The sequence below is a fragment of the Halomonas huangheensis genome, assembly GCF_001431725.1.
In the GTDB taxonomy this organism is placed as follows: Bacteria; Pseudomonadota; Gammaproteobacteria; order Pseudomonadales; family Halomonadaceae; genus Halomonas; species Halomonas huangheensis.
This window is the reverse complement of the sequence record NZ_CP013106.1, coordinates 3,557,318-3,581,018: the sequence shown is the minus strand read 5'-3', so window position 1 is coordinate 3,581,018 and position 23,701 is coordinate 3,557,318. Positions and strand designations below refer to the sequence as shown.

Here is a 23,701-nt window from a genome sequence, read left to right as displayed (position 1 = left end):
CTATATGGCACGCCATCAGAGGCTGGTTATGGGAATTCCGCTCAACCTGAAGGAACAGAACTCCTCGAATTTATGGGCGAATTCTGCGGCAAGCACTGCGCCGTGAGATATCCATTGGCGACACTGGATGATGTCGTTGCGACTTGAAGGCAGGAGAAAGGGGCGATGGCGGGGAATTTGGGCATGCTGATGTCGTGATCAGATAAGTGGCCTGCTTCTGGCACTGGGCAGAATGCGGGCAATCACGGTACGTGCCGTGAACCCAGCCCAGATTTTTCTGATGAATGACCCTGACGAGCGATACTGCCATGTCCATGAACTTTCTCAATCCGGTGACTACCCAGACCTGGACCAACGGCCGGCACGTGGTGCGCTGCGTCAAGGTAATTCAGGAAACATGGGATGTGCGTACCTTCTGCTTCATGGCCGAACAACCGGTGCTGTATTTCTTCAAGCCCGGTCAGTTCGTAACTCTGGAGCTGGATATCAATGGCGAACAGGTGATGCGCTCCTACACCATCTCCAGTTCACCTTCGATTCCCTATAGCTTCTCGATCACTGTCAAACGCGTGCCCGGCGGGCGGGTTTCCAACTGGCTACATGACAACCTCGGTGAGGGTGATGAGTTGGCGGTGCATGGTCCGGTTGGCAACTTCAATGCCATCGACTTCCCGGCCGACAAGGTGCTGATGCTGTCTGGAGGCGTTGGTATCACGCCACTGATGTCGATGACTCGTTGGTTCTTTGACACCAATGCTAGTGTAGACCTGGACTTCATCCACAGTTCACGTACCCCACGTGACATCATCTATCACCGCGAGTTGGAGCATGTCTTCTCACGTATTCCGTCCTTCAACCTGCATATTGTCTGTGAGCGGGATGGAGAACTGAATCAGGCCTGGTCCGGATATCGAGGTTTCCTCACCGAGGCAATGCTCGAGATGATGGTGCCGGACTTCCTGGAGCGAGAAATCTTCTGCTGTGGACCGACGCCCTACATGGAAGCGATCAAGCGCATTCTTGAGCAGCGCGGCTTCGACATGGATCACTATCATGAGGAGTCGTTTGGTGCGACGCCACGTGCGGTACAGGAAGATGTACGGGAGCTGGCCGAGCAGGCGGAGGTCGCCGCCAATGAGGTCGATACCGAGGAGATGCACAGTGTCGAGTTCATTGCCTCGGGCAAGAGCGTGCGTATCCAGCCCAGTGAGACCGTACATTCCGCAGCAGCCAAGCTCGGCCTTCACATTCCCAAGGCCTGTGGTATGGGCATCTGCGGCACCTGTCGCGTAGCACTGAATTCTGGCCAGGTGGAAATGGACCATAATGGCGGGATTACTGACGATGATATCGAGGAAGGTTATATCCTCTCGTGCTGTAGCCGGCCGCTGGGGGATGTGGTGATTGATTTTTGATTCAAGAATCAAAAATCAAGAGGGAAGAGGGAAGAGGGAAGAGGGAAGAGGGAAGAGGGAAGAGGTGGTGTGCCCCTGAAAAAGTAGACACCGGCTCAAGCCGCTAACTCATGGTCCCCGAGTCTACGGAATCGGGGACATAGCAGGGAAAGTCTGACGTGCTTGAATCATATGGCTTGTTTCTGTCTTCTTCGCGCTTCTTTCCTCGCTCTTTTTCCCTGTTATGCTGACGACTGGTTTTCTATCCGGTTCCGGTCCCATGGCGCCAGCGCTGTCTCCTGATGTTGTGCTGCCGACAGCCCCCGCGCTGTCGGTAGGCTTCGTGCTGTTGCCACAGTTCACGTTGATGCCTTTTGCCGCCTTTGTCGATTGCCTGCGACTGGCAGCGGATGATGGCGACCGCAGTCGCCAGTTGCGCTGTCGCTGGCGCTTCATGACCCATGATGGTAGCGATGCCATCTCCAGCTGTGGGGCGGTGATGACAGCCTGTGAGCCCTTTGCTGATCCCTCGGAGTTCGATTATCTGGTGGTAATCGGTGGAGTGCTGCACGAACCTGGCGATGCCGACCAGGCGGCCATCGACTACCTGCGTCGTGCTGCCGACCAGGGGATTCCTCTCGTAGGTGTCTGTACCGGGGTGTTCTCCTTGATTCAGGCGGGGTTGATGCGCCATCGGCGCTGTTGCGTCAGTTGGTACCATCATGGCGATCTGGCCAGCCGCTTCAGCGATATCGAACCGGTGGCGGATCGTCTCTATCTCGATGATGGCGACCGTTTGACCTGCGCAGGCGGCGCGGCAGCCGCCGACCTGGCGGCTTATCTGGTCGAGCGTCATCTGGGGCGCGCCTGGGCGCGCAAGAGCCTGGCGATCATGCTGTTCGATGAGCATCGTGGCGGTGAGCGTGGCCAGCCGCAGCCAGTGGTATTTGATCGGGTCAGTGATCGCCTGGTGCGCAAGGCCATCCGGGTTCTGGAGCAACAGCTCGGCGATCCACTGAGCGTCGATGCTCTGGCCGAGCGGGTCGGCACCTCACGCCGTGGTCTGGAGCGTCGCTTTCGGGCCACGCTGGGCGTTGGCCCTCAGAAGTTCCAGCGCGATCTACGCCTGCGCTACGGCCTGTGGCTACTGCACTACACCGAGCGCAGCATCACCGAGATCGGCGAAGCTTGTGGCTTCGCAGATACTGCGCATTTCTCTCGTCACTTTCGCACCGCCTTCGGTGCGGCGCCTTCTGAATTGCGACGTCACCCCGACACGCTGCATGAACGGCTGGTTGATCCCTTCTTTCTCTACGTTGAAGCACGTCAGAACTGACGTCAGCCGCTGACTGAAATAGCGCTCACAGCGAAATCATCCAACAAATCTGTCGCATTTGTTCAAGCGTTGGCCGCAAGAAGGCGCTTGAATGAGGGCGTGCATGGCGTTGTGCTGAAAAGACCGCAGTGAAATGGTCTGGGCATGTCTTCACCGGTGATGTTGATGTCGTTTCCAGAATGTCCCTCTGTCGCAATTTGCCTAACGTGGCAGACATTACCGCAAGGCAGTATCGGATCCTTTTTCAGTAGCCGGCGCCAGCGGTTCAGTGAACTGACACCAACAATCCAATAGCCCAACAATTCAGCAGCCTGACAACAGCGTTCTCGGCAGCGGTATTGCCGGAAACCGGACTTTCGGTGATGAGCGGGTCCTCGAACCGCCAGCCCTGCAAGCCAACAACATAAGCTGACAACCGTGGAGACTTCCCCATGACAATATCCCGCCTCGCCAAGTTTGACCCGCAGGTCGCTGCAGCCATCTCGGACGAAGAAGACCGCCAGCAGGCGCATGTCGAACTGATTGCCTCAGAAAACTATGCCAGCCAGGCCGTGATGGAGGCGCAGGGCACGCAGTTGACCAACAAGTATGCCGAAGGCTATCCCGGCAAGCGCTACTACGGTGGTTGTGAGCATGTGGATGTGGTGGAGCAACTGGCCATGGATCGTGCCTGCGCACTGTTTGGCTGTGATTACGCCAATGTGCAGCCTCATTCCGGCGCCCAGGCCAATGCTGCAGCCTTCATGGCGCTGGTATCGCCAGGCGATACCGTGCTTGGTATGAGCCTCGCCCATGGCGGCCACCTGACCCACGGTGCCGCGCCGAACTTTTCCGGTAAGCACTACAACGCTATCCAGTACGGTCTCGACGAAGCCACTGGCGAAATCGATTACGCCGAGGTTGAGCGTCTTGCCAATGAGCATCAGCCCAAGCTGATCGTCGCCGGTTTCTCCGCCTATTCGCAGATTGTCGACTGGCGTCGCTTCCGCAACATTGCCGATAGCGTGGGTGCCTGGCTGTTGGTCGATATGGCCCACGTTGCAGGCCTGGTGGCTGCCGGTCTGTATCCCAGCCCGCTGCCCCATGCCCATGTGGTTACCACCACCACTCACAAGACCCTGCGCGGTCCGCGTGGCGGATTGATCCTGTCTGCCTCGGGTGATGAAACGCTCTACCGCAAGCTCAATGGCGCAGTCTTCCCCGGGCAGCAGGGGGGGCCGCTGATGCATGTGATCGCCGCCAAGGCTGTGGCTTTCCGTGAGGCGATGAGCCAGGAGTTCGTGCGCTATCAGGAACGTGTCGTCTCCAACGCCCAGCGTATGGCTGAAGTGTTCCTCGAGCGTGGTTATGACGTGGTTTCCGGCGGCACCAAGGACCACCTGTTCCTGGTGTCGCTGATCCAGCAGGGTGTCACTGGTAAGGATGCGGATGCCGCGCTGGGCCGCGCCCATATCACTGTCAACAAGAACGCTGTGCCGGGCGACCCGCAGAGCCCGTTCGTCACTTCAGGCCTGCGGATCGGCACTCCTGCCGTTACCACTCGAGGCTTCGATGGCGATGACTGTGAGGCGCTGGCGGGCTGGATTTGCGATGTTATCGATGAACTGGCGGCAGGACGCGATACCACCGACATCGAGGGCCGCGTGCGTGAGCAGGTTGCCACACTGTGTGGCCGTCATCCGGTCTATCCGCAGGTAGCTCAGCAGCAGAGCGCGGCTGAAACAGCCTGACTCCACTCTACAGTGACATGCTCGGACAAATGAAATACGGGCATGCGAAACGACAAGCATGAACAAGAGGCTCGGCAGCAAGGCTGCCGAGCCATCGAGGAGGGGAGGCAGCACTATGCAACGCTATTCCGGCTTTGCTCTGGCACGGCACGCACTCAGCCATCACGAGAACTGGCAACGCCAGTGGCGCAATCCAACGCCGAAGAAGGCCTATGACGTCATCATCGTCGGCGGCGGCGGTCATGGCCTGGCCACGGCCTATTACCTGGCGAAGGAGTTTGGCGTCAGGAATGTAGCGGTGATCGAGAAGGGGTGGCTGGGCGGCGGTAATACCGCGCGTAACACTACCATCGTGCGCTCGAACTATCTGTGGGATGAGGCGGCGGCACTCTACGAGCACGCCATGAAGCTCTGGGAAGGACTCTCCCAGGACCTCAACTACAACGTGATGTTCTCCCAGCGTGGCGTGCTTAACCTCGGTCACACGCTGCAGGACATGCGCGATATTCAGCGTCGGGTCAACGCCAATCGTCTGAACGGTATCGACGGTGAAGTGCTGGACGCTGCCGGTGTGCAGGAAATTGTGCCGATTCTCGATTGTTCGAAGCGTGCTCGCTATCCGGTGATGGGTGCCTCCTGGCAGCCGCGCGCCGGTGTCGCTCGTCACGATGCGGTGGCCTGGGGCTACGCGCGCGGTGCCGATGCACTGGGCGTTGATATCCTGCAACAGACCGAAGTGACCGGCCTCAAGATTCGTGACGGCCGTATTCTCGGTGTGCATACCAATCGTGGTGATATCGAAGCGAAGACCGTTGGCTGTGTCACTGCCGGTAACTCCGGTGTGCTGGCCGGTATGGCGGGCATTCGTTTGCCGCTGGAATCACATCCGCTCCAGGCGCTGGTCTCCGAGCCGCTCAAGCCGATTCTCGATACCGTGGTGATGTCCAACCATGTCCACGGCTACATCAGCCAGTCGGATAAGGGCGATCTGGTCATCGGTGCCGGTATCGATGGCTACAACGGTTATGGTCAGCGCGGCAGCTACCCGACCGTCGAGCACACTCTGCAGGCCATCGTCGAGATGTTCCCGATCTTCTCGCGGGTGCGCATGAATCGCCAATGGGGCGGCATCGTCGATACCTGCCCGGATGCCTGTCCGATCCTGTCGAAGACGCCGGTCAAGGGCCTGTTCTTCAACTGCGGTTGGGGTACCGGAGGGTTCAAGGCCACAACGGGCTCTGGGCATGTTTTTGCTGCCAGTCTGGCAAAGGGTGAAATGCACCCGCTGGCTGCTCCCTTCTCGATCGATCGTTTCCACAGCGGCGCGCTTGTGGATGAGCACGGCGCAGCTGGCGTCGCCCACTGAGTTCGCAGAGGAGAACCTGAATGTTTCATATCTATTGCCCCTACTGCGAAGAGTGGCGTGAGGAAGAGGAATTCCATGCCAGGGGCCAGGCGCATATTCAGCGGCCACTTGATCCGGAAACCTGCTCCGATGAAGAGTGGGGGGACTACCTGTTCTTCCGCGACAACCCGCGCGGTATCCACCACGAGCTGTGGGTTCACTCCGTGGGTTGCCGCAAGTTCTTCAACATTACTCGCCATACCCAGAGCTACGAGATTCTCGAGACTTACCGTATGGGTGAGCTGCCTTCGGTGACCGCAGAGTCGGTGCTGCCGAGTGCTGCCACCGCGGAAGCCAGTGTAGCCAATGAAAAGACCGAGGAGGTTCGCGCATGAGACAGCCCAATCGTCTGAAGCAGGGCGGACGCGTCGAACGCTCCCGTCGCCTGACGTTCACCTTCAATGGCAACAGCTATGAAGGCTATGCCGGAGATACCCTGGCCGCGGCACTACTGGCCAATGGCGTGGATGTCGTCAATCGCAGCTTCAAGTATTCACGCCCGCGCGGCATCGTCGCTGCCGGTGCCGAAGAGCCGAATGCGGTAGTGCAGCTGGGGGCGACGGAAGCCGCTCAGGTACCCAATGTGCGTGCCACCCAACAGGCACTCTACGAAGGGTTGACGGCGCGTTCGACCAATGGCTGGCCGAATGTCCAGCGCGACCTGATGGGCTTGATCGGCAAGCTGGGCGGCAAGATGATGCCACCCGGCTTCTACTACAAGACCTTCATGGCTCCCGCCTCGATGTGGATGACCTATGAGCGTTATATCCGCAAGAGCGCAGGTTTAGGGCGCAGTCCCAGCGAAGCGGATCCGGATATCTACGATCACTTCAATCGCCACTGTGATGTGTTGGTCATCGGCGCTGGCCCTGCGGGACTGACCAGTGCGCTGGCGGCGGCTCGCAGCGGAGCGCGGGTGATTGTCTGCGACGAGCAGGAAGAGATGGGTGGCTCGCTGCTCGCCAGTCACCAGACGCTGGATGAGCGTCCGGCCAGCGACTGGGTGCGCGATGTATTGGCCGAACTGGAAGCCAATGCCAATGTGACCTTGCTGCCGCGCACCACTGCCAATGGCTATCACGATCACAACTTTGTGACGCTGCACGAGCGCCGCACCGAGCATCTTGCCGATACCGCGCCTGCCCTAAATGGCCGTCGCCAGGTGCGCGCACGCCTGCATCGGGTGCGTGCCGGCCGGGTGATTCTGGCGACCGGCGCTCATGAGCGTCCGTTGGTGTATGCGGGCAACGATATTCCCGGCAACTTCCTCGCCGGTGCCGTTTCCACCTATATCCGTCGTTATGCGGTGGTGCCGGGGAATCAACTGGTGCTGTCCACCGCCAACGATGATGGCTATCGTGCCGCGCTCGACTGGCTGGATGCGGGGCGTGAAGTGGTGGCCATCGCCGATGCACGCCACGCACCCGACGGGGCGCTGGTCGAAGCGGCACGCAGTCGCGGAATACGCATCATCGAAGGCGCGGCGGTGATCGAAGCACACGGCGAGAATCGCGTGTCTTCGGTACGCGTTGCGCCGATCGATGCCTCGGCATTCCGTATCAGCGGCAATATCGAGATGCTCAAGTGCGATACCGTGGCCAGCTCCGGCGGGTTCAGCCCGGTTATCCACCTGGCTTCGCATACCGGCTCTCGCCCCAGCTGGAGTGACGATATCATCGGCTTTGTACCCAGTTTTCCGAAAGGCATGCTGGCTGCCGGCGGTGCGCTGGGCATCTACGAGCTGGGTGCGGTGCTGCGCGATGGCGCGGAAGCGGGTATTCGTGCGGCGCGTGAGCTGGAGCTTGACGCTGAGCCGCTTGAGGTACCTCAGGTGGCATCTCTGTACGAGGGCGCAGCGATGGCACTGTTCCAGGTGCCCCACGACAAGCCGACCCTGCGTGCGCCTAAACAGTTCGTCGATCTGCAGAACGACGTCACCGCGGCGGCCATCGAGTTGGCCACGCGTGAGGGCTTCGAGTCCATCGAGCACGTCAAGCGCTACACCGCCATGGGCTTCGGTACCGATCAGGGCAAGCTCGGCAACATCAACGGCATGGCGATTGCTGCGCGTTGTCTGGGCCGCTCGATTCCCGAAGTCGGCACCACGGTGTTCCGTCCCAACTACACACCGGTGACCTTCGGTGCCATCGTCGGGCGCCACTGTCGCGAGCTGTTCGATCCTGAGCGCTACACCGCACTGCATCAGTGGCATATGGAGCATGGGGCTGAGTTCGAGGACGTCGGGCAGTGGAAGCGCCCCTGGTATTTTCCACGCACCATCAATGGCAAGCACGAGACGATGCACGAGGCAGTGGCTCGTGAGTGTCTGGCGGTGCGCGAAGGGATCGGGATTCTCGATGCCTCGACCCTTGGCAAGATTGATATCCAGGGGCCGGATGCCCGCGAATTCCTGGGCCGGGTATACACCAACAAGTGGGCCAAACTGCCGGTTGGCAAGGTTCGCTATGGCTTGATGTGCAAGGACGACGGCATGGTGATGGACGACGGTACCACCAGTTGCCTCGCCGAAGACCACTTCCTGATGACCACCTCGACCGGCGGCGCCGCAGCGGTACTCGAATGGCTGGAGCTGTGGCACCAGACTGAATGGCCGGAACTCGATCTGACTTTCAGCTCGGTCACCGACCACTGGGCGACCATGACCATTACTGGGCCGAAGGCTCGGGACCTGCTCAGTGAACTGAGCGATATCGATCTCGATCGTGAGGCGTTCCGCTTCATGGATTGGCGTGAAGGTAAGGTCGCGGGTGTTCCGGCGCGGGTGTTCCGGATCTCCTTTACCGGTGAGCTGGCCTACGAGATCAATGTCCAGGCTCGTGCAGCGATGCATGTGTGGAAAGCGTTGTTCGAACATGGCGAGAAATATGATCTGACGCCCTACGGCACCGAAACCATGCACGTACTGCGTGCCGAGAAGGGCTTCATCATTGCCGGTCAAGACACCGACGGCTCGGTGACACCTGAAGATCTTGGCATGCAGTGGGCAGTGGGGTATGACAAGCCGTTCTCGTGGATTGGCAAGCGTGCCCTGACTCGCTCTGACACGTCACGCAAGGATCGCAAGCAACTGGTGGGCCTGCGGCCGAAGGATGCCAGTGTGGTGCTGGAGGAAGGGGCGCAGATCGTTCTCGATCCTCAGCATGCGATTCCGATGCCGATGGTGGGGCATGTGACCTCGAGTTACTACAGCCCGACTCTGGAATCCGGTTTTGCCCTGGCGGTAGTCAAGGGTGGTCATGAGCGCATGGGCCAGACCGTTTATCTGCCGATGGTCGATGGCAAGGTGCACGAAGCCGAGATCGTCAGCCCGATCTTCGTCGATCCCAAGGGAGAGCGTCAGAATGTCTGAACAACACATCGCCGATAACACCGGGCGTGCCAATACCTGGGACGCCTGCCCGGATACCGGGATCGCTCTGGAGTCGCCGCTGGCCTGGTCATACCACAATGTGGGGGCTCCGGCTCCCGGACCCAATAGTCGGGTGACGCTGCGTGAGCTGTCCGATCGTGACCACCTGATCCTGCGTGGTGGAGCGATTGTCCTTGATGAAGCCGTACGCCAGGTGCTGGATGTGGGCTTGCCTGCACGTCCTCAGCAGTTGACGCTGTGCGAGGATGGCATCAGCAGCGTGCAGTGGCTATCGCCGGATGAATGGCTGGTGATCCTGCCGTTCGGTACAGCTTTCCGCATCGAGAATGAGTTGCGTAGTGCGTTGGGAGATGCCTCGGTAGCCATCAGCGAAGTCAGTGGCGGCCAGACATTGCTTGAGCTGGAAGGTAATGCGCAAGCATTGCAGGAACTACTGATGAAGTCGGTGATCTACGACGTGCATCCGCAGCACTTCACGCCTGGCAAGGGTGTAACAACCGTGTTTGCCAAGACCAACGTGATTCTGCGTCGCCCCGATGAAGCACGCTGGGAGTTGGTGGTACGGCGCAGCTTTGCTGACTATGTCTATCGCTGGTTGCTGGATGCCGGTGATGAGTTTGCCATCGGTGTCGTGAAAGGTGGTGAACAGCGGGGAGCGGCGGCATGAGCATGACCTGTGTTCCCTCCGTTACCGAAAACTGGATTCTGACTGCACAGTGCCCAAGCCGTTTGGGCACTGTGGATGTGGTGACGCGCTATCTGCGTGAGCGTAACTGCTATGTCACCGAGCACCAGTCTTTCGATGACCGAGCATCGCAGCAGTTCTTCATCCGCGTCGAGTTTCGTCCCGAAGGCGATGAAGCGTTGGACATCGCCAGCTTCGAGGCCGGTTTTGCACCTCGAGCCAGTGAGTTCGGCATGACATTTGAACTGATTCCGCCGGGGCGTCTGACCCCGGTGGTTATCATGGTGTCGAAGGCCGACCATTGCCTCAATGATCTGCTGTATCGCTATCGCACAGGGCAGTTGCCGATCACCATCAAGGCAGTGGTGTCCAACCACCCTGACCTGGCGCCGCTGGCCGAATGGCATGGTCTCGACTATCACCATCTGCCGATTACTGCCGAGACCAAGCCCGAGCAGGAGCAGGCGGTATGGCGCATTGTCGAGGAGTGTGGCGCTGAGCTGGTGATCCTTGCCCGCTATATGCAGGTGCTGTCCAGCGAGATGTGCGAGCGGTTGTCGGGGCGGGCGATCAATATCCATCACTCGCTACTGCCGGGGTTCAAGGGGGCCAAACCCTACCATCAGGCCTTCGAGAAAGGCGTCAAGCTGGTCGGGGCCACCGCGCATTACATCAACGATGACCTGGATGAAGGCCCGATCATCAGCCAGGGGGTGGAGCCGGTCAGTCATGCTGATTCAGCAGATGATCTCGTCGCACGGGGTCGGGATATCGAGTGCCTGACCCTCGCGAGGGCGGTGTCGCTGCATGTTCAGCGTCGGGTGTTTCTGAACGGGGCACGGACGGTGGTGTTCCAGCGTTGATGCCATGCCTGGCGCGAGAGGCACAACGAAAGCCAGGTGTGGGTTGAGCTCCGTCGCCGTCTAATCTACTCCTGGTATAGTGAAGTCATGTGCACTTTCATGCAGACCGGGAGAGGACGATGGCGACGGTATTGGCATTCGATGTCTATGGCACGCTGATTGACACCCATGGCGTGGTGGCGGAACTGGAGGAGCGTTTGCCTGCCGATGGCCCGGAGGGGCTGGCGCAGGAGTTTTCGCGACGCTGGCGTGAACGCCAGCTCGAATATAGCTTTCGCCGAGGGCTGATGGGCGCCTGGGTGGATTTCTCCGAGTGCACCCGTGCAGCACTGGAGTTCACCGACCGCGCCTTGCAGACCTGGTTGTCCGAAACCGACAAGGAACACCTGATGTCGCTATATGCGCGTCTGCCGGCCTTTGCCGAGGTAAAGCAGGCGCTCGAGCAACTGCGCGAAGCGGGTGTGACCTGTGTTGCCTTCTCCAACGGTGGTTTTGCCGCGGTCGATGGCTTGTTGGTGCAGGCCGGTATTCGCCACTATTTCCACGACATCATCAGCGTCGAGGAAGTTAAACGCTTCAAACCAGACCCTGCCGTGTACGCGCTGTTGCGCACGCGGCTGGAGGTCGCATCGGGAGATTGCTGGTTGATCTCCAGTAATCCCTTCGATGTGATCGGTGCACGTCATGCCGGGCTGCATGCGGTGTGGGTACGGCGTTCGTTGGATGCCCCCTTTGATCCCTGGGGGATCGAGCCTGATATGACGGTGGCCAATCTGGTGGAGTTGGCGGAATGTCTGAACTAGCCGATTTCCTCATTGACCAACTGGCGCCGCTGGGCCCTGTCTCGAGGCGGCGTATGTTCGGCTGCGCGGGGCTGTTTCAGGACGGACGCATGTTTGCCTTGATCAGTGGCGATGGACGTCTTTATGTCAAGGCGGACGCGGATAACGTCGCTCGCTTTGCCGAGCATGATTGCCCTCCCTTTACCTATGTGACTCGTGGACGACAGGTCGCACTGTCGTATTACGAACCACCGGAAACGGTATTCGACGATCAGGATGAGCTGCTCGATTGGGCGCGTCAGGGGTTGGAGGCCGCAGCTCGCGCGCCCGAGACTCGATCTTCGCGCAATGTCGGGGGCTAGCTGGTTGTTGCTGGTCCTGTCTTCATATCAGGGGCAGCTCAGAGGTCTGGCATCGGATGAGAAGGCCAATCGGCTGAACCAGGCGCTGGCATCCACACCAGCGTTGTCGCCATCACTCATCAGTGCAATACCGTCAATGGTTTGCGGATCGCTACCGAACAGGGCGCGGAAATCAGCCCTGACATCGCGCACCACTGACATCCATTGACCGACACGCTCGCTGCCACTTTCCACCGCCAGCAACTGTGCCTTATCGGTAAAGGCATTGGGCCAGCTGGTACCGCTGGGCTGGTTGGAAGACCAGACGTAGTTGACCGACTCCACCTGCCACGGCAGTAACCCTGTGCTGCGTGCAACGTAAACCCGCGCAGGGTAGTCATCGCCGGCCCTGGTGCGTTCGTTGAGCTGGGGGTGAACGCCGGAGATCTGCCAACACCATTTCAACCAGGGCGTACGCTGAAGATCGATCTCGCGCTCCAGGTAGAGCGCCGAGGCCTGACCGTTGGCGCGTGACTGCAGGACCGCGACACCATCACGCTGGACAATTTGATATTGGGTATGGCCGTCAAAGGATTTCTCCGGCCAGTTGAGTATGGATTGTGGTGAGAAGGATATCTCGGCGGCCTGCAGTGGACTGGCCACGATCATCAGTGCGGTAACCACCGCTAGGGTCGGAAGGCCTGGATGATTGACCATCGGATTCTCTCGCTGGCATTGGTCTCGCTGGTATTGGTGAAGGCGAATTTATCGCAGTCGTGTCTGTGCTTGGTCGCTGTGTTGATGTGATCCTTACAAGCTGTTTTTCGATGCCTGGCGTGTGATCCTGTGTCGACTCAGGCCGGCCCACGGCGCGCGAGATAGTGTCAGGTGTCGTTGTTCTCGTTGCCTTCACTGCGAGCTTGCTGGCTTCTGTCGTCGGAGAGTTTTCTGGCCTGTTCGACGGCTTGCCGATGTCGTTGAGCATTCTCGTCACTGTCCGGCAGGGCATCGATGAAGGGATCTCCAAGGTCATGCAGCATGCCGAATTGTTGCTGGCAGCGGCGGCAGGCCTTGCACATCATGACATGAACACGCAGCGTCAAGGTCTCTCTGACGCTGAGGGGACCATCGAGTTGTTTGGACATAAGTCGTGTCGCGGCTCGGCACATCATCATGCGGCGTTCTCCATCCATCCCTTCTCAATGCAAGAGCGTAGCTTCAGGCGTGCTCTATGGAGAATGACCCAGGCGTTGTTTTCCTTGATGCCAATTTCCTGACAGATCTGTTCCGTGGTCAATCCCATCAATTCGCGTAGCGAGAAGACACGCGCGACGTTCTCCGGTAATGACAGCATGCAGGCGTCAAAAACCTGCCAGAAGGCCTGGTTTTCCAGGGCTTGATCCGGCTCATCCCAAGCCTTCGGTATTGCGCCTGGCGCCCAACTTCCACTACGTTTGAACATCTGGTCCAGGGCTTCATCACCGGCCTCTTCGTCAAAGGGCTCCCACTTTCCCTGACGCTTCTGCTGGCGCATTTGATCGAGAAGCTTGTACTTGAGAATACCAAACACCCAGGTCTCGTAGCCTGAACGGCCTGAAAAGCTGTCATTCTTCTCTATCGCAGCAATCAGCGCTTCCTGCACCGCATCTTCAGCGGCAGCATGATCGCGTAAGTGGAGGCGAGCGAAGGATAATAGGCGTGGCCGAACCCTGGCCAACTTCGTATAGCGGTCTTCAAGCGTGTCGTCACTCACGATGAAATCTCCAATCCATTGCATCCCATTGTCATGCGTATGTGTGCGTCGCTCGCCGAGGCTTCGTCAGGGCAGCCACATGACCAGTGTAGTTTCTCGCTGGGCGCGAGCATCTTCGCAGTTTCGCACAAATGGCGTGAGGTGATTTCCGTGAATGGTATGACTGTCATAGGTGTTGTTTTCCGCAGCGAAACTTCTCGTCCAGAGCGTAGAGTCTGTCGAGATCATCAGGCCGGTCGACATCCCAGACGGTGCTGGGGCAGGTGTGCGACCACTGTATTTGCTTGAGTCGACGCAGAGTCTGCGCCATCACCGCCGATGTCCCCCAGTCGATATCGGTGAAGGGGTGCAGCGATGGCCGGCGCATGCCTACCAGTCCATACCCACCGTCCTCGGCGGGAAGAAACACGCTATCGGCGTGTTCCAGGCAATGCTGGCAGTGTCGTAGCAGCTCAGCATCGAGCATGGGGCAGTCGGTGCCGATCAGTACACCCCGAGATTGCATGGCGCTCAGCGCATGATACATGCGTACCCCAAGGTTGCCGGAAGGTTGCGCTTTCAACGTTATAGCGGTCTGTTGTGCCAGTTCGACAAACAAGGGGTGGCGGTGCTCGAGTGCCGTCCACAGAGTAATGGCTGAAGCGTTGGTGGCCTGCAGGGCCGTAGCCAGAGTATGACGTATCAGTTGAGCCTGCAGAGCGGCAGCTCCTTCGGCTCCCAGAGCGGGGATCAGCCGGGTCTTGGCCTTGCCGGGAACCGGCGCCTTGGCCAGAATCGCCAGCGGGAAGTGGCCTCGGGAGCTATGTTCAACAACCGTCTCAGCGCACATCCCGGTACTCCCTGGCCAATTGGGCCGGGTCGGTGCCACGCCAGTAGCGCCAGCGCAACCGCCACATCAACCATATGGTTGTGAATACCCCATGCTGCTCCCAACGGCGTCCATCAGTCACCACTTGAACGCTCAGGCAGGCGGGGGCTCCGAGGCGTTTGAGGCATCGTGATATCTCGATATCTTCCATCAGTGGTTGCTCGGGAAAACCCCCGACCTCTTTCCACCAGTCGTGTGTCATGAAGATGGCCTGGTCGCCGGTAGCGATACCGGTAAGCCGAGAGCGTAGATTGATCATCATGCCGATCAATGACAGCCAGCGGGAGCATCCGTCGATACGCACGTCGAAGCGCCCCCAGCCATGACGACTCAGTCCGCGCTCGATGGCGATCAGGGCGTCGTCGGGCAGCTGGGTATCTGCGTGGAGAAACAGCAGATAGTCGGCGTTGGCCTGCATGGCACCGACATTCAACTGGTGGGCACGACCAGCAGAAGTGACCAGAAGCTGGTCCGCCAATGGCAGAGCCTGTTCGACGCTATCATCCCGGCTGCCACCGTCGACCACAATCAGTTCGCAGCCCTGGTCGCGCAGCGGGGCAAGGGCTGCGAGACGTGCATGAATGCTGCTGGCCTCGTTGAGCATGATCACGATGATCGATAGGCATGGCGCAGTGGGTGGCGCAGGGGGCGTCTCAACTGGAGGCATGCAAGCCTCGCGTTGGTCTGTCGTTCTCAGCAGTGGCTGCCAGTGGCGTGAGGTTGATCACCGGGCCGCCCGCATGCGCTGCATCTGCTTCGTCGTGTGTCACCATCAACGCTGGCAGGCCACATTGACGAATCTTGTCGAACACCAGTTGGCGCATCTCATGTCGTAGTGCGGTATCCAGACGCGAGAAGGGTTCGTCCAGCAGGATGGCTTGCGGTTGCGACAATAGTACGCGCATCAAGGCAACCCTGGCGCGTTGTCCGCCGGATAGGGTGCTGGGGTCACGCGAAGCGAAGCCACTCAACTCGATGTCTGCCAATGCCTGCTCCATCTGTTGGCGACGCTGCCTGCGCGATGTGCCTGGCGGCATTCCGAAGGCGAGATTACCGCCTACGCTCAGGTGCGGGAACAACAATGGGTCCTGAAACAGCAGCCCCAGACGTCGGGCCTCGGCAGGAAGGTGCGTCAGCTCGGTATCACCGAGGCACACGCGACCACTGGCACGGAAAACCGGCGCCAGAAAGCCGGCAGCGAAGGCCAGCAGTGTCGATTTCCCGACGCCGGACGGGCCCATCACGCTGACGACTTCACCTGGTGTGATGCTGGTGTTCAGCTTGACGATGGGTTGGTTGCCGAGGTGCAGCTCAACCTGCTCGAAATACAGCACCTGGGGCGATGCGTTTTCAGCTGGGGATAGAAAGTCCTGACGGGTCATATGTCTTTCCTCAGCGGCATTCAGTGTCGCAGTGCGTGGCGGTGGCGATAGACCAGACGCGGCAGCACCAGTGCAAGGGCAAAGCCCAGTGCGGGTAGCATCAACTGCGCCAGAGCATAAACGGCGGTCAGGCGGCGATCTCCGCCCGAGGCCAGCGTCACGGCCTCGGTGGTCAGGGTGGCGACGCGGCCCGCGCCGAGCAGCAGCGTCGGCAGGTACTGGCCGATGCTGATGGCCAGGCCGATAGCCAGAGCTACGGCAATCGGTGCCAATAGCATAGGCAAACGAACTCGGAGGAAAGTCATTGCCGGTGATTGGCCCAGGGAGGCTGAGAGTTGTGACCAGCGTGGGTCGAGGCGTCGATAGCTCTCTGCCAGCGATAGAAACATGTAAGGCAGCACAAACAGACAGTGGCCAAGAATCACCGGTAGTTTTCCGGGGGGAATAGCGAGCTGCACCTGTAGCTGAACCAACCCCTGTAGAAAGGCTACCGGGGGAACCAGTAGCGGCAGATAGAGGATCAGCATTGCGCCCCTACCCATGCGGGTGCGATTGACCGTCTCACTTTCCAGGCAGCCGATAACCAGCACAATGGCGATCAGCGAGGAGCAGAGTGCTACCCACAGTGTATCCAGGGTCGCAGGAGTCAGCCCGCCCAGCGCACGTTGCCAGTTGTCAAACGTCAGTGGTTCAGGCCAGGCCGAAGGGAAGGGCCACCAGGCGGCCATTGACCACAGCATCAGTCCAATGAGGCCAGCAACCAATAGGCCTATGCTGGTCCAACTCAGGGTAACGCCCAGCAGCTTGCCAAGGTTGGCGGCCGTTCGTCGTTGGCCATCCTCCAGTAGTGGCCGACTCAGCCAGACAACAATGCGTTCCAGTAACCACCAGCTCAGTAACGCTGTAAGCGTAACGCCAAGTTGCAGTAGAGCGCCTGCAGATGCCATGAAACGCTGACTGAGGTCCGGGTCGGCTAGCCAGTGAACGACGCTGACCGCAAGCGGTGGTGGTGTCGAGGGGCCAAGGATCATGGCGACCTCGACGTTGGCTGATGAAAAGGCGATGACCGCGTATACCGGTAGTCGGATCAGCGGGTAGAGAGAAGGCAGTACTGCCTTGAAAAAAGCGGTTACCGGGGCATAACCCAATGCCAGTGCCACCTGCCGTCGTTGAGCTGCCTGACATTGCGGTAATGCAGCCAGACTCATGAGTAGCAGGAAAGGGACTTCCTTGACCACCAGGCCAGCAATCAATGCCAGACCCGCACGATCGCCGGGAAACAGGTAGTCCGCGGGTACCTCGAAACCGGTCAGCATTGGTGAAAGCAAACGCATCACCAGCCCGGATGGGGCGAGCAGGAAGGCAATGCCGATGGCTGCGGCGGCGTGTGGTACCGCCAGCAGTGGCGATAGCAGGCGTTGAATCCACTTGAAGGCGGGCGTGCCGAGGAAGGACGCGATGCTCAGCACCACGATTATCAGCGCGAGGATCGTGCTTGCCAGGCCCGTGAACAGACTCAGGCGGATCATGCTGCTGAGGCCCGGTGCCTGAAATAATTCCCGCCATGGGTTGATGCTGAACTGATTGCCGCCCAGCGCCGGCAGCCAGCCGAAGGCAGGTCCGGCGGCGCCGAGGAGCCCCGCAGCCACCGGGCCGACCAGCACAATGACCGTGACTATCGGTGCCCAGGCGACCAGCCGGGACCACCCATGTCGCTGATGTCGGCCATCACCAACAGCAGGAATGTCAGCGGCTGCCATAGCGCTTCAGCCACCCTGCCTCGACGGCCTCCATCCAGCTGGGGTGCGGCTCGGGGAGTGTGTTACTCAGAGCTCCCGGTGGCAGCCGAGCGGATGACTCATCTGCGGGGGTCAGTGCCATGCGTTGTTGATCATCCAGCAACTCAAGGTCGAGTACTGTGGGATCGCCCCACACATCAAGGCGCTGCTTGTATGCCTGAGCTTCGGGCGACAACAGGAAATTGGCTGTCACCATTGCTGCTGCCTTGTGGCTGGCATTGAAGGGAATTGCCACGAAATGCACATTGCCGATGGTGCCATCTTTCAGGACATAGCTGCGTGTTGACGGCGGAAGCTGGTAGTTGGATACGGCGGCGGCGGGTTCCGCAGGATTGAAGGTAAAGGCCAGTGATAGCTCACCATCTCCCATCAAGCTCTTCAACTCGGGCCCTGATGCCGGAAAATGCCGACCTTCCCGCCATGAATACGGGTGCAATTGGTCGAGATACTCCCAGAGTGGTGCGGTAATGGCTTCTACATCGGCCTCCGTAACTGGCTGCTGCAGCACCTCGGGATTGTCGGTGAGCTCGATCAGTGCCTGTTTGAGGAAGGTAGAACCGTGAAAGTCGGGCACCAGCGGATAGGCAAAACGTCCAGGGTTCTGTTGTGCCCAATCCAGTAGCTCGGTGAGATCCTGTGGCGGTGATTTGATGCGCTGACTGTCGTAGTAGAACGTCAGCTGTGCCTTGCCCCAGGGAGACTCATAACCCTCGGTGGGGATAGTGAAGTCGGTGATCATCTCCTTATGCTCGGAGGGATTGGTCAGCGCGAAGTTGGGCAGGCGTTCGGCATAAGGGCCGAACAGCAGATCGTTGGCCTTCATGGCCGCGAAGTTCTCGCCATTGATCCAGATCAGATCAATGGCACCCTGGTCGTTGTTGCCGGCCGATTTCTCGGCCAGTACTCGTGATACGGCAGCGGCGGTGTCATCGAGTTTGACGTGGATCAGGTCAATATCCCAGCGCTCATCGAGTTGATCTGCGACCCACTCGATATAGGCGTTGACGTTGGCATCACCGCCCCAGGCGTTCCAATAGACACTTTGTCCTTGAGCTTGCTGCTCGACTTCCTGCCAGTCCTCGGACAGGACCCTGGTGTTGGCGATGGCGGAAGTGCTCAGCAGTGCAATGCCGATGGCGCTGGCCAGGCTTTGGTATCCGCGGCGGCGAGATAGGATCATGTCGGCTTCCTTGTCGATGTAGGAGGTGTCTTCATGCTGGTGGCGTTCGTCTGAACAATCGCAACGAAAGACTCAGTGCGTCGGCCGGAGAGGGTTGGGTTGGCGAGCCTGGAAATCCTGAATAACCTGGTGAGTGAATCAGGCAGCATCGGCAAGCTCCGCGAGTTCGCGCATGACGCGCTCGAGAATCGGCAGCGAGAGGTAGTGATCGACACGACCCCGTACATGGCGAATCAAGCCGTCGTCACTGAGTTGAGCGGACCAGTCTTCACCGCTGTGAGTGCTGTCAGCCAGCCGACATTGTGTCGCTTTCCACTTGGCGCACCAGGTGACTGACCACAGCCACATAGCCTGGCGACAGGCAATCAGGTCTTGCCAACTCTGGCTTCCTCGGCCGTCATCCATCTGTTCCTGCCAGCGTTGATAGAGCGCTACGATATCCTCGGTGAACAGGATGGCGCGAGTGTTGATATCCCAGGTGGTCGAGGTATAGAGGCTCAGGTGAGCCAGGTCAAAGCCCGGGAAGGAGTAGCGGCACTTCTCGAGATCCACCAGTACGGCACGGCCGCCAGGCTCGATCAGAAAGTTACCGGGATGGGCATCGAAGCTGATCAGGCGGATGGCATCACGCTGGTGTTCAAGGTGCTCAGGGAGTGTGGCCAGAGCACGTTCGATAGTTCGCATACTGGCGGCGCTGAGTCCAGCATGACGCAGATACTTCGACTGATGACGAATTTCGCGGCGCATGTCCTGCCAGGGATCAGTGGGAGAGCCGAGTGGTGGGCGCTGGGTCTCTGGAGGCAGGGGTTGTCCATGTAGGCTGGCCAATGTTCGGCCCATGGCCAGAAGATCGCCAGGTAGGTCGGGCTGACGTCCGTCAATAGCCTCTACCAGAAGAGCGCCACGCGGTAGTAGGGCATCGCAGGGCAGACAAGCGTACAGCAGAGGAGTATGGCCTCCAGTCTGGGCGCGTTCGAAACAGGCAGCCTGATAGTTCAGGTTGTGTTCAGCGTCGAGCTGCATCTGGCTCTGTTTGGGAATACGTGCCACCCAGTCTCCATGGTGGGCTTCGATTCTCGACGGAGTGGTTCCCTGCGGGCGTGGTAAGCGCACGTGCCAGTGTGCTAACCCGGTATCGGGCAATGGCTGCAGCTGGTCACGTGTGATGTCGAAGCCCTGTTGCTCGAGGCTGCGTTGCAAGGCGTCAAGCGGTGCCTTGTGCCGTGCGGCCTCCTGCTGCTGGGCACACTGTTCCATGTCTCATTCCTGAGCTGTTTTATGGTGGGTCGTAAAAGCGGAGGGAATCCTTACAACTGGAGCCCTTGAATCAGGCGCCCTTACAACTTCAAGCGAGTACTGTTTACTTTGAAAGTGCGGGAGTATAGACGTAAAGATCGCACGTTTCGGGTTAGCCATCTGGAGTGCCATTCAATGCCAAATGCTGCTAGACTTTGGTCCGGCTCTTTGTCTGGCCGCGATTGCGGGCCACAAGAGCACAGTATCGCAAGGCTACCTCATCAGCAGCGAATGTCAGTTCAACTGATGGCTGATGGGCGGTTTCCTTGACGAACTCTTCTTTGATAAGCAAGGGAATTTCATAGACGTGATCGTCTTCACCTCAAGGCGTCTGACTCCGCCCTAGGTTTCCTCCTCTGACGCCACTTCTGCTGGCGTGACTTCCTGTGCCGCTGTCTTCCGAAAGGACTGGCGAGCATGGCTGTAGCTGTACCTCCACCATTCTGATTTCAAGAACCTGTGCCATGTCTTCGCGGCATGGTTGCCCGCATGTGGACCTGCGAATGATTAGATCGATAAAGCAAGATTGGTTTTCCAATATCAAAGGCGATGCCCTTTCCGGCATCGTAGTCGCCCTGGCGTTGATCCCTGAGGCAATCGCCTTTTCTATCATTGCCGGGGTGGACCCCAAGATTGGCCTCTATGCCTCCTTTTCCATGGCGGTGATCATTGCCTTTGCCGGTGGTCGTCCCGGGATGATCTCGGCGGCAACCGGGGCCATGGCGTTGTTGATGGTCACGCTGGTCAAGGAACATGGCCTGCAATACCTGCTGGCGGCGACGCTATTGACGGGTGTATTGCAGATCATTGCCGGGTACCTGCGCCTCGCTGACTTGATGCGCTTCGTATCACGCTCGGTGGTAACGGGATTCGTCAACGCGCTGGCGATCCTGATCTTCATGGCGCAATTGCCAGAGCTGACCAATGTCAGCTGGCATGTCTATGCGATGACAGTGGCCGGACTGGCGATCATCTATCTGTTCCCCTATGTACCGGTAATTGGCAAGACATTGCCGTCGCCGCTGATCTGCATTCTGGTGCTGACTGCCGTCTACATACTGACAGGTATGGATATTCGTACGGTAGGCGATATGGGGGAGCTGCCGGATACCTTGCCGATGTTCCTGTGGCCGGAAGTACCGTTGAACCTTGAAACCCTGATGATCATCTTCCCCTATTCGATCATGCTGACGGTGGTCGGCCTGCTTGAATCGATGATGACTGCCACAATTGTCGATGACCTGACCGATACCCCCAGTGACAAGAATCGTGAGTGCAAGGGCCAGGGCCTGGCGAACATCGGTACCGGCTTGATCGGGGGTATGGCGGGTTGCGCGATGATCGGTCAGTCGGTGATCAATATCAAGTCCGGTGGTCGTGGTCGGTTGTCGACCTTCCTTGCTGGTATCTTCCTGTTGTTGATGGTGGTGTTTCTTTCCGACTGGGTCTCGCAGATTCCCATGGCGGCCCTGGTCGCGGTGATGATCATGGTATCGATCGGTACCTTCAGTTGGAGCTCACTACGTGACCTGCGTAAGCACCCGCTGTCGACCAATATTGTCATGGTGACCACAGTCATTGTGGTGGTGGCGACGCATAATCTGGCGATTGGTGTTTTCGTCGGTGTGCTGCTGGCAGCGCTGTTCTTTGCCAACAAGGTGGGCAACTTCATGCACATTGCCAGCGATGAGCTGGAGGATGGGCGTGGACGCAGCTACCGTGTGATAGGTCAGGTGTTCTTCGCTTCCTCGAAGCGTTTCTCCGCGGCGTTCGATTTCAAGGAAAGTGTCGAAAAGGTGGTCATCGACCTTTCGCGTGCGCATTTCTGGGATATCACCGCGGTACAGGCGTTGGATATGGTGGTGATCAAGTTCCGTCGTGAAGGCACCGAGGTTGAACTGATCGGGCTCAACGAGGCCAGTGCAACCATCGTTGACCGCTTCGCTGTTCATGACGATCCGGCTGCAGTGGAAAAGCTGATGGGTGGCCATTAGTCCTGCATGAAAAGTTACCGTCCCGGAAAAGGGTTGGAACAAGGAATAGCACAATGACAGAACAGGTAATGGCCGCGATCGACGGCTCACAGTTTTCCGAAGGTGTTTGTGATGGTGCAGTCTGGGCCAGTCAGGCGTTGGACGCACCACTGACGTTCCTGCATGTGGTGGATAATCATCCTCAGACAGCGGAAGCCGACTTGACCGGCAATATCGGCCTGGGTTCTCAGGAGCATCTGCTCGAGGAACTGTCCAGTCTTGATGAGCGACGGGCCAAGGTGGCTCAGGAGTATGGTCGCGGTCTGCTCAAGTCTGCGACGGAGCGTGCGACGGAGCAGGGTATCTCCGAGCCGGCATCACGTCAGCGCAATGGCACTCTGGTCGAGACTCTGGCGGAGCTCGAGGACGACATTCGCCTGTTGGTGCTCGGTAAACGGGGTGAGAGCGCTTCGCATGCCAGTGAACATCTTGGCACCAACCTTGAGCGGGTGGTGCGCAGCATGCACCGTCCGATTCTGATGGTGCCGGGAGCCTTTACCCATCCGCAGCGCGTGATGATCGCCTTCGATGGCAGCAAGACCACTCGCAAGGGTGTGGAAATGCTGGCCCAGAGCCCTCTGTTCAAGGGCGTGTCCTGCGATGTGGTAATGGTGGGCGCAGATACCGGTGACCTTCGTGCCCAACTCGAGTGGGCGCTGACCACACTGCGTAACGCGGGACACGATGCTGAAGGCGATATCGTGGTCGGCGAAGTGGAGGAAGCGCTGCGTAGCTGGCAGCAGGACCACGAGATCGACATGGTGGTGATGGGGGCATACGGTCATTCGCGTATCCGCCATCTGCTGGTCGGTAGCACCACCACTAGTGTGTTGCGTGGTGCAACGGTGCCGGTGTTGTTGTTGCGCTGATCGAACCGCTGACCACTCAAGCCTCGGGCCATGCTCTCCGTCAGGAGGGCATGGCCCGAAGTGTTTTCAGAATAGCGTTGCACTTTTCTGGCGTATCCTTGATCACCCTATTGGCTAAGCCTGGTTACGCATCACGAGCCGTAAGTCGATCAATAAGGTGATCCAGTGACAGCATACCTGGTCCACGCAGGATCAGTGTCAGCAGACATGCGGCCCACATGCCGTGGGTGACCCAGGCATCGGGATAGACGAATGTCTGGATCACCGCGGTCATCACCAGTAGTCCCAGTGCAGCAAGTCGGGTGCCAAGACCTGCCCAGAGCAGCAGGGAAAACGAGAACTCGCCTGACGTTGCCAGCCACGCGGCCATCACTGGTGGCAGCAACGGCAAGGCATATTCTTCGCGGAACAGATATATGGCGCTGGAGCTCAATGCGAAGCCATCAACCTTGGTCAGCGCAGACAGAAAGAAGACGCTGCCGATGACGATACGCATCAGCAACAACACAGGCCCCAGTGGACAGCGGTCGAGCACTTCAAGCAGACGATTCCGGTAGGCTGCGCTCAGGCAATGGATAGTGGTCATGTTTGCTT

The 23,701-nt window shown here is 59.0% G+C and carries 22 protein-coding genes; 12 read left to right on the top strand and 10 right to left on the bottom strand.

The features are described 5' to 3' along the window. The first annotated feature begins 308 nt into the window (after positions 1-308). The 10 genes from AR456_RS15465 (at position 309) to AR456_RS15420 (ending at position 11,948) form a co-directional block, all read left to right on the top strand. Entirely contained in the window at positions 309-1,415 is a 1,107-nt protein-coding gene (locus tag AR456_RS15465) for an FAD-binding oxidoreductase (RefSeq protein ID WP_031207488.1), read from the top strand. A 259-nt stretch (positions 1,416-1,674) separates the two neighbouring features. Further along, on the top strand, positions 1,675-2,730 hold the full coding sequence (locus AR456_RS15460) for a GlxA family transcriptional regulator (protein WP_021818440.1): 1,056 nt from the start codon (positions 1,675-1,677) through the stop codon (positions 2,728-2,730). A 431-nt stretch (positions 2,731-3,161) separates the two neighbouring features. Then, positions 3,162-4,460, top strand: a complete 1,299-nt coding sequence (gene glyA / locus AR456_RS15455; protein WP_021818442.1) for a serine hydroxymethyltransferase — start codon at positions 3,162-3,164, stop codon at positions 4,458-4,460. A 115-nt stretch (positions 4,461-4,575) separates the two neighbouring features. Then, positions 4,576-5,826 (top strand): sarcosine oxidase subunit beta family protein, encoded by a 1,251-nt coding sequence (locus tag AR456_RS15450; RefSeq protein WP_021818443.1) that lies wholly within the window; start codon positions 4,576-4,578, stop codon positions 5,824-5,826. Between the two features lie 20 nt (positions 5,827-5,846). Continuing rightward, a complete protein-coding gene (locus tag AR456_RS15445) occupies positions 5,847-6,200 on the top strand; it encodes a sarcosine oxidase subunit delta (protein WP_021818444.1) in 354 nt (117 codons plus the stop codon). Continuing rightward, positions 6,197-9,235, top strand: a complete 3,039-nt coding sequence (locus AR456_RS15440) for a sarcosine oxidase subunit alpha family protein (RefSeq protein WP_021818445.1) — start codon at positions 6,197-6,199, stop codon at positions 9,233-9,235. Before AR456_RS15445 ends, AR456_RS15440 begins: the two co-directional genes overlap by 4 nt. Continuing rightward, complete coding sequence (locus tag AR456_RS15435) at positions 9,228-9,923, top strand: sarcosine oxidase subunit gamma (protein ID WP_021818446.1); 696 nt, start codon at positions 9,228-9,230, stop codon at positions 9,921-9,923. Before AR456_RS15440 ends, AR456_RS15435 begins: the two co-directional genes overlap by 8 nt. Beyond that, positions 9,920-10,804, top strand: coding sequence for a formyltetrahydrofolate deformylase (gene purU / locus AR456_RS15430; RefSeq protein ID WP_021818447.1), 885 nt, complete (start codon positions 9,920-9,922; stop codon positions 10,802-10,804). The genes AR456_RS15435 and purU overlap by 4 nt, the downstream gene beginning before the upstream one ends. A 119-nt stretch (positions 10,805-10,923) precedes the next feature. Beyond that, positions 10,924-11,607 (top strand): haloacid dehalogenase type II, encoded by a 684-nt coding sequence (locus AR456_RS15425; protein ID WP_021818448.1) that lies wholly within the window; start codon positions 10,924-10,926, stop codon positions 11,605-11,607. Then, complete coding sequence (locus AR456_RS15420) at positions 11,595-11,948, top strand: TfoX/Sxy family protein (RefSeq protein WP_021818449.1); 354 nt, start codon at positions 11,595-11,597, stop codon at positions 11,946-11,948. The genes AR456_RS15425 and AR456_RS15420 overlap by 13 nt, the downstream gene beginning before the upstream one ends. A 27-nt stretch (positions 11,949-11,975) precedes the next feature. Here the strand turns inward: AR456_RS15420 and AR456_RS15415 are convergent, their stop codons facing one another. The 9 genes from AR456_RS15415 to AR456_RS15375 form a co-directional block, all read right to left on the bottom strand. Next, on the bottom strand, positions 11,976-12,644 hold the full coding sequence (locus AR456_RS15415) for a DUF3047 domain-containing protein (protein ID WP_021818450.1): 669 nt from the start codon (positions 12,642-12,644) through the stop codon (positions 11,976-11,978). A gap of 167 nt (positions 12,645-12,811) precedes the next feature. Next, positions 12,812-13,102: a zf-HC2 domain-containing protein gene (locus AR456_RS15410; protein ID WP_021818451.1), complete on the bottom strand. Its 291-nt coding sequence runs from the start codon at positions 13,100-13,102 to the stop codon at positions 12,812-12,814. Beyond that, complete coding sequence (locus tag AR456_RS15405) at positions 13,099-13,680, bottom strand: sigma-70 family RNA polymerase sigma factor (protein ID WP_031207494.1); 582 nt, start codon at positions 13,678-13,680, stop codon at positions 13,099-13,101. The genes AR456_RS15410 and AR456_RS15405 overlap by 4 nt, the downstream gene beginning before the upstream one ends. A 166-nt stretch (positions 13,681-13,846) precedes the next feature. After that, positions 13,847-14,509: a TIGR04282 family arsenosugar biosynthesis glycosyltransferase gene (locus tag AR456_RS15400; RefSeq protein WP_021818453.1), complete on the bottom strand. Its 663-nt coding sequence runs from the start codon at positions 14,507-14,509 to the stop codon at positions 13,847-13,849. Next, on the bottom strand, positions 14,499-15,215 hold the full coding sequence (locus tag AR456_RS15395) for a TIGR04283 family arsenosugar biosynthesis glycosyltransferase (protein WP_021818454.1): 717 nt from the start codon (positions 15,213-15,215) through the stop codon (positions 14,499-14,501). Before AR456_RS15395 ends, AR456_RS15400 begins: the two co-directional genes overlap by 11 nt. Next, positions 15,202-15,930 (bottom strand): ATP-binding cassette domain-containing protein, encoded by a 729-nt coding sequence (locus AR456_RS15390; protein ID WP_021818455.1) that lies wholly within the window; start codon positions 15,928-15,930, stop codon positions 15,202-15,204. Before AR456_RS15390 ends, AR456_RS15395 begins: the two co-directional genes overlap by 14 nt. Before the next feature lie 20 nt (positions 15,931-15,950). Next, positions 15,951-17,690, bottom strand: a complete 1,740-nt coding sequence (locus tag AR456_RS15385; RefSeq protein ID WP_021818456.1) for an ABC transporter permease — start codon at positions 17,688-17,690, stop codon at positions 15,951-15,953. Further along, positions 17,677-18,909, bottom strand: a complete 1,233-nt coding sequence (locus tag AR456_RS15380; RefSeq protein ID WP_021818457.1) for an ABC transporter substrate-binding protein — start codon at positions 18,907-18,909, stop codon at positions 17,677-17,679. The genes AR456_RS15385 and AR456_RS15380 overlap by 14 nt, the downstream gene beginning before the upstream one ends. Before the next feature lie 138 nt (positions 18,910-19,047). Beyond that, the gene (locus tag AR456_RS15375; RefSeq protein ID WP_021818458.1) at positions 19,048-20,166 is read right to left on the bottom strand and encodes an aminoglycoside phosphotransferase family protein; all 1,119 of its coding nucleotides are present in this window, start codon (positions 20,164-20,166) and stop codon (positions 19,048-19,050) included. 542 nt (positions 20,167-20,708) lie between these two features. On the opposite strand from AR456_RS15375, the gene AR456_RS15370 reads away from it, so the two are divergent. Both AR456_RS15370 and AR456_RS15365 read left to right on the top strand, forming a co-directional pair. After that, positions 20,709-22,199, top strand: coding sequence for a SulP family inorganic anion transporter (locus AR456_RS15370; protein ID WP_021818460.1), 1,491 nt, complete (start codon positions 20,709-20,711; stop codon positions 22,197-22,199). 53 nt (positions 22,200-22,252) lie between these two features. Continuing rightward, positions 22,253-23,107, top strand: a complete 855-nt coding sequence (locus AR456_RS15365; RefSeq protein ID WP_021818461.1) for a universal stress protein — start codon at positions 22,253-22,255, stop codon at positions 23,105-23,107. Between the two features lie 124 nt (positions 23,108-23,231). Here AR456_RS15365 and AR456_RS15360 read toward each other — a convergent pair whose 3' ends face one another. Beyond that, on the bottom strand, positions 23,232-23,693 hold the full coding sequence (locus AR456_RS15360; protein ID WP_021818462.1) for a DoxX family protein: 462 nt from the start codon (positions 23,691-23,693) through the stop codon (positions 23,232-23,234). Positions 23,694-23,701: the final 8 nt, after the last annotated feature.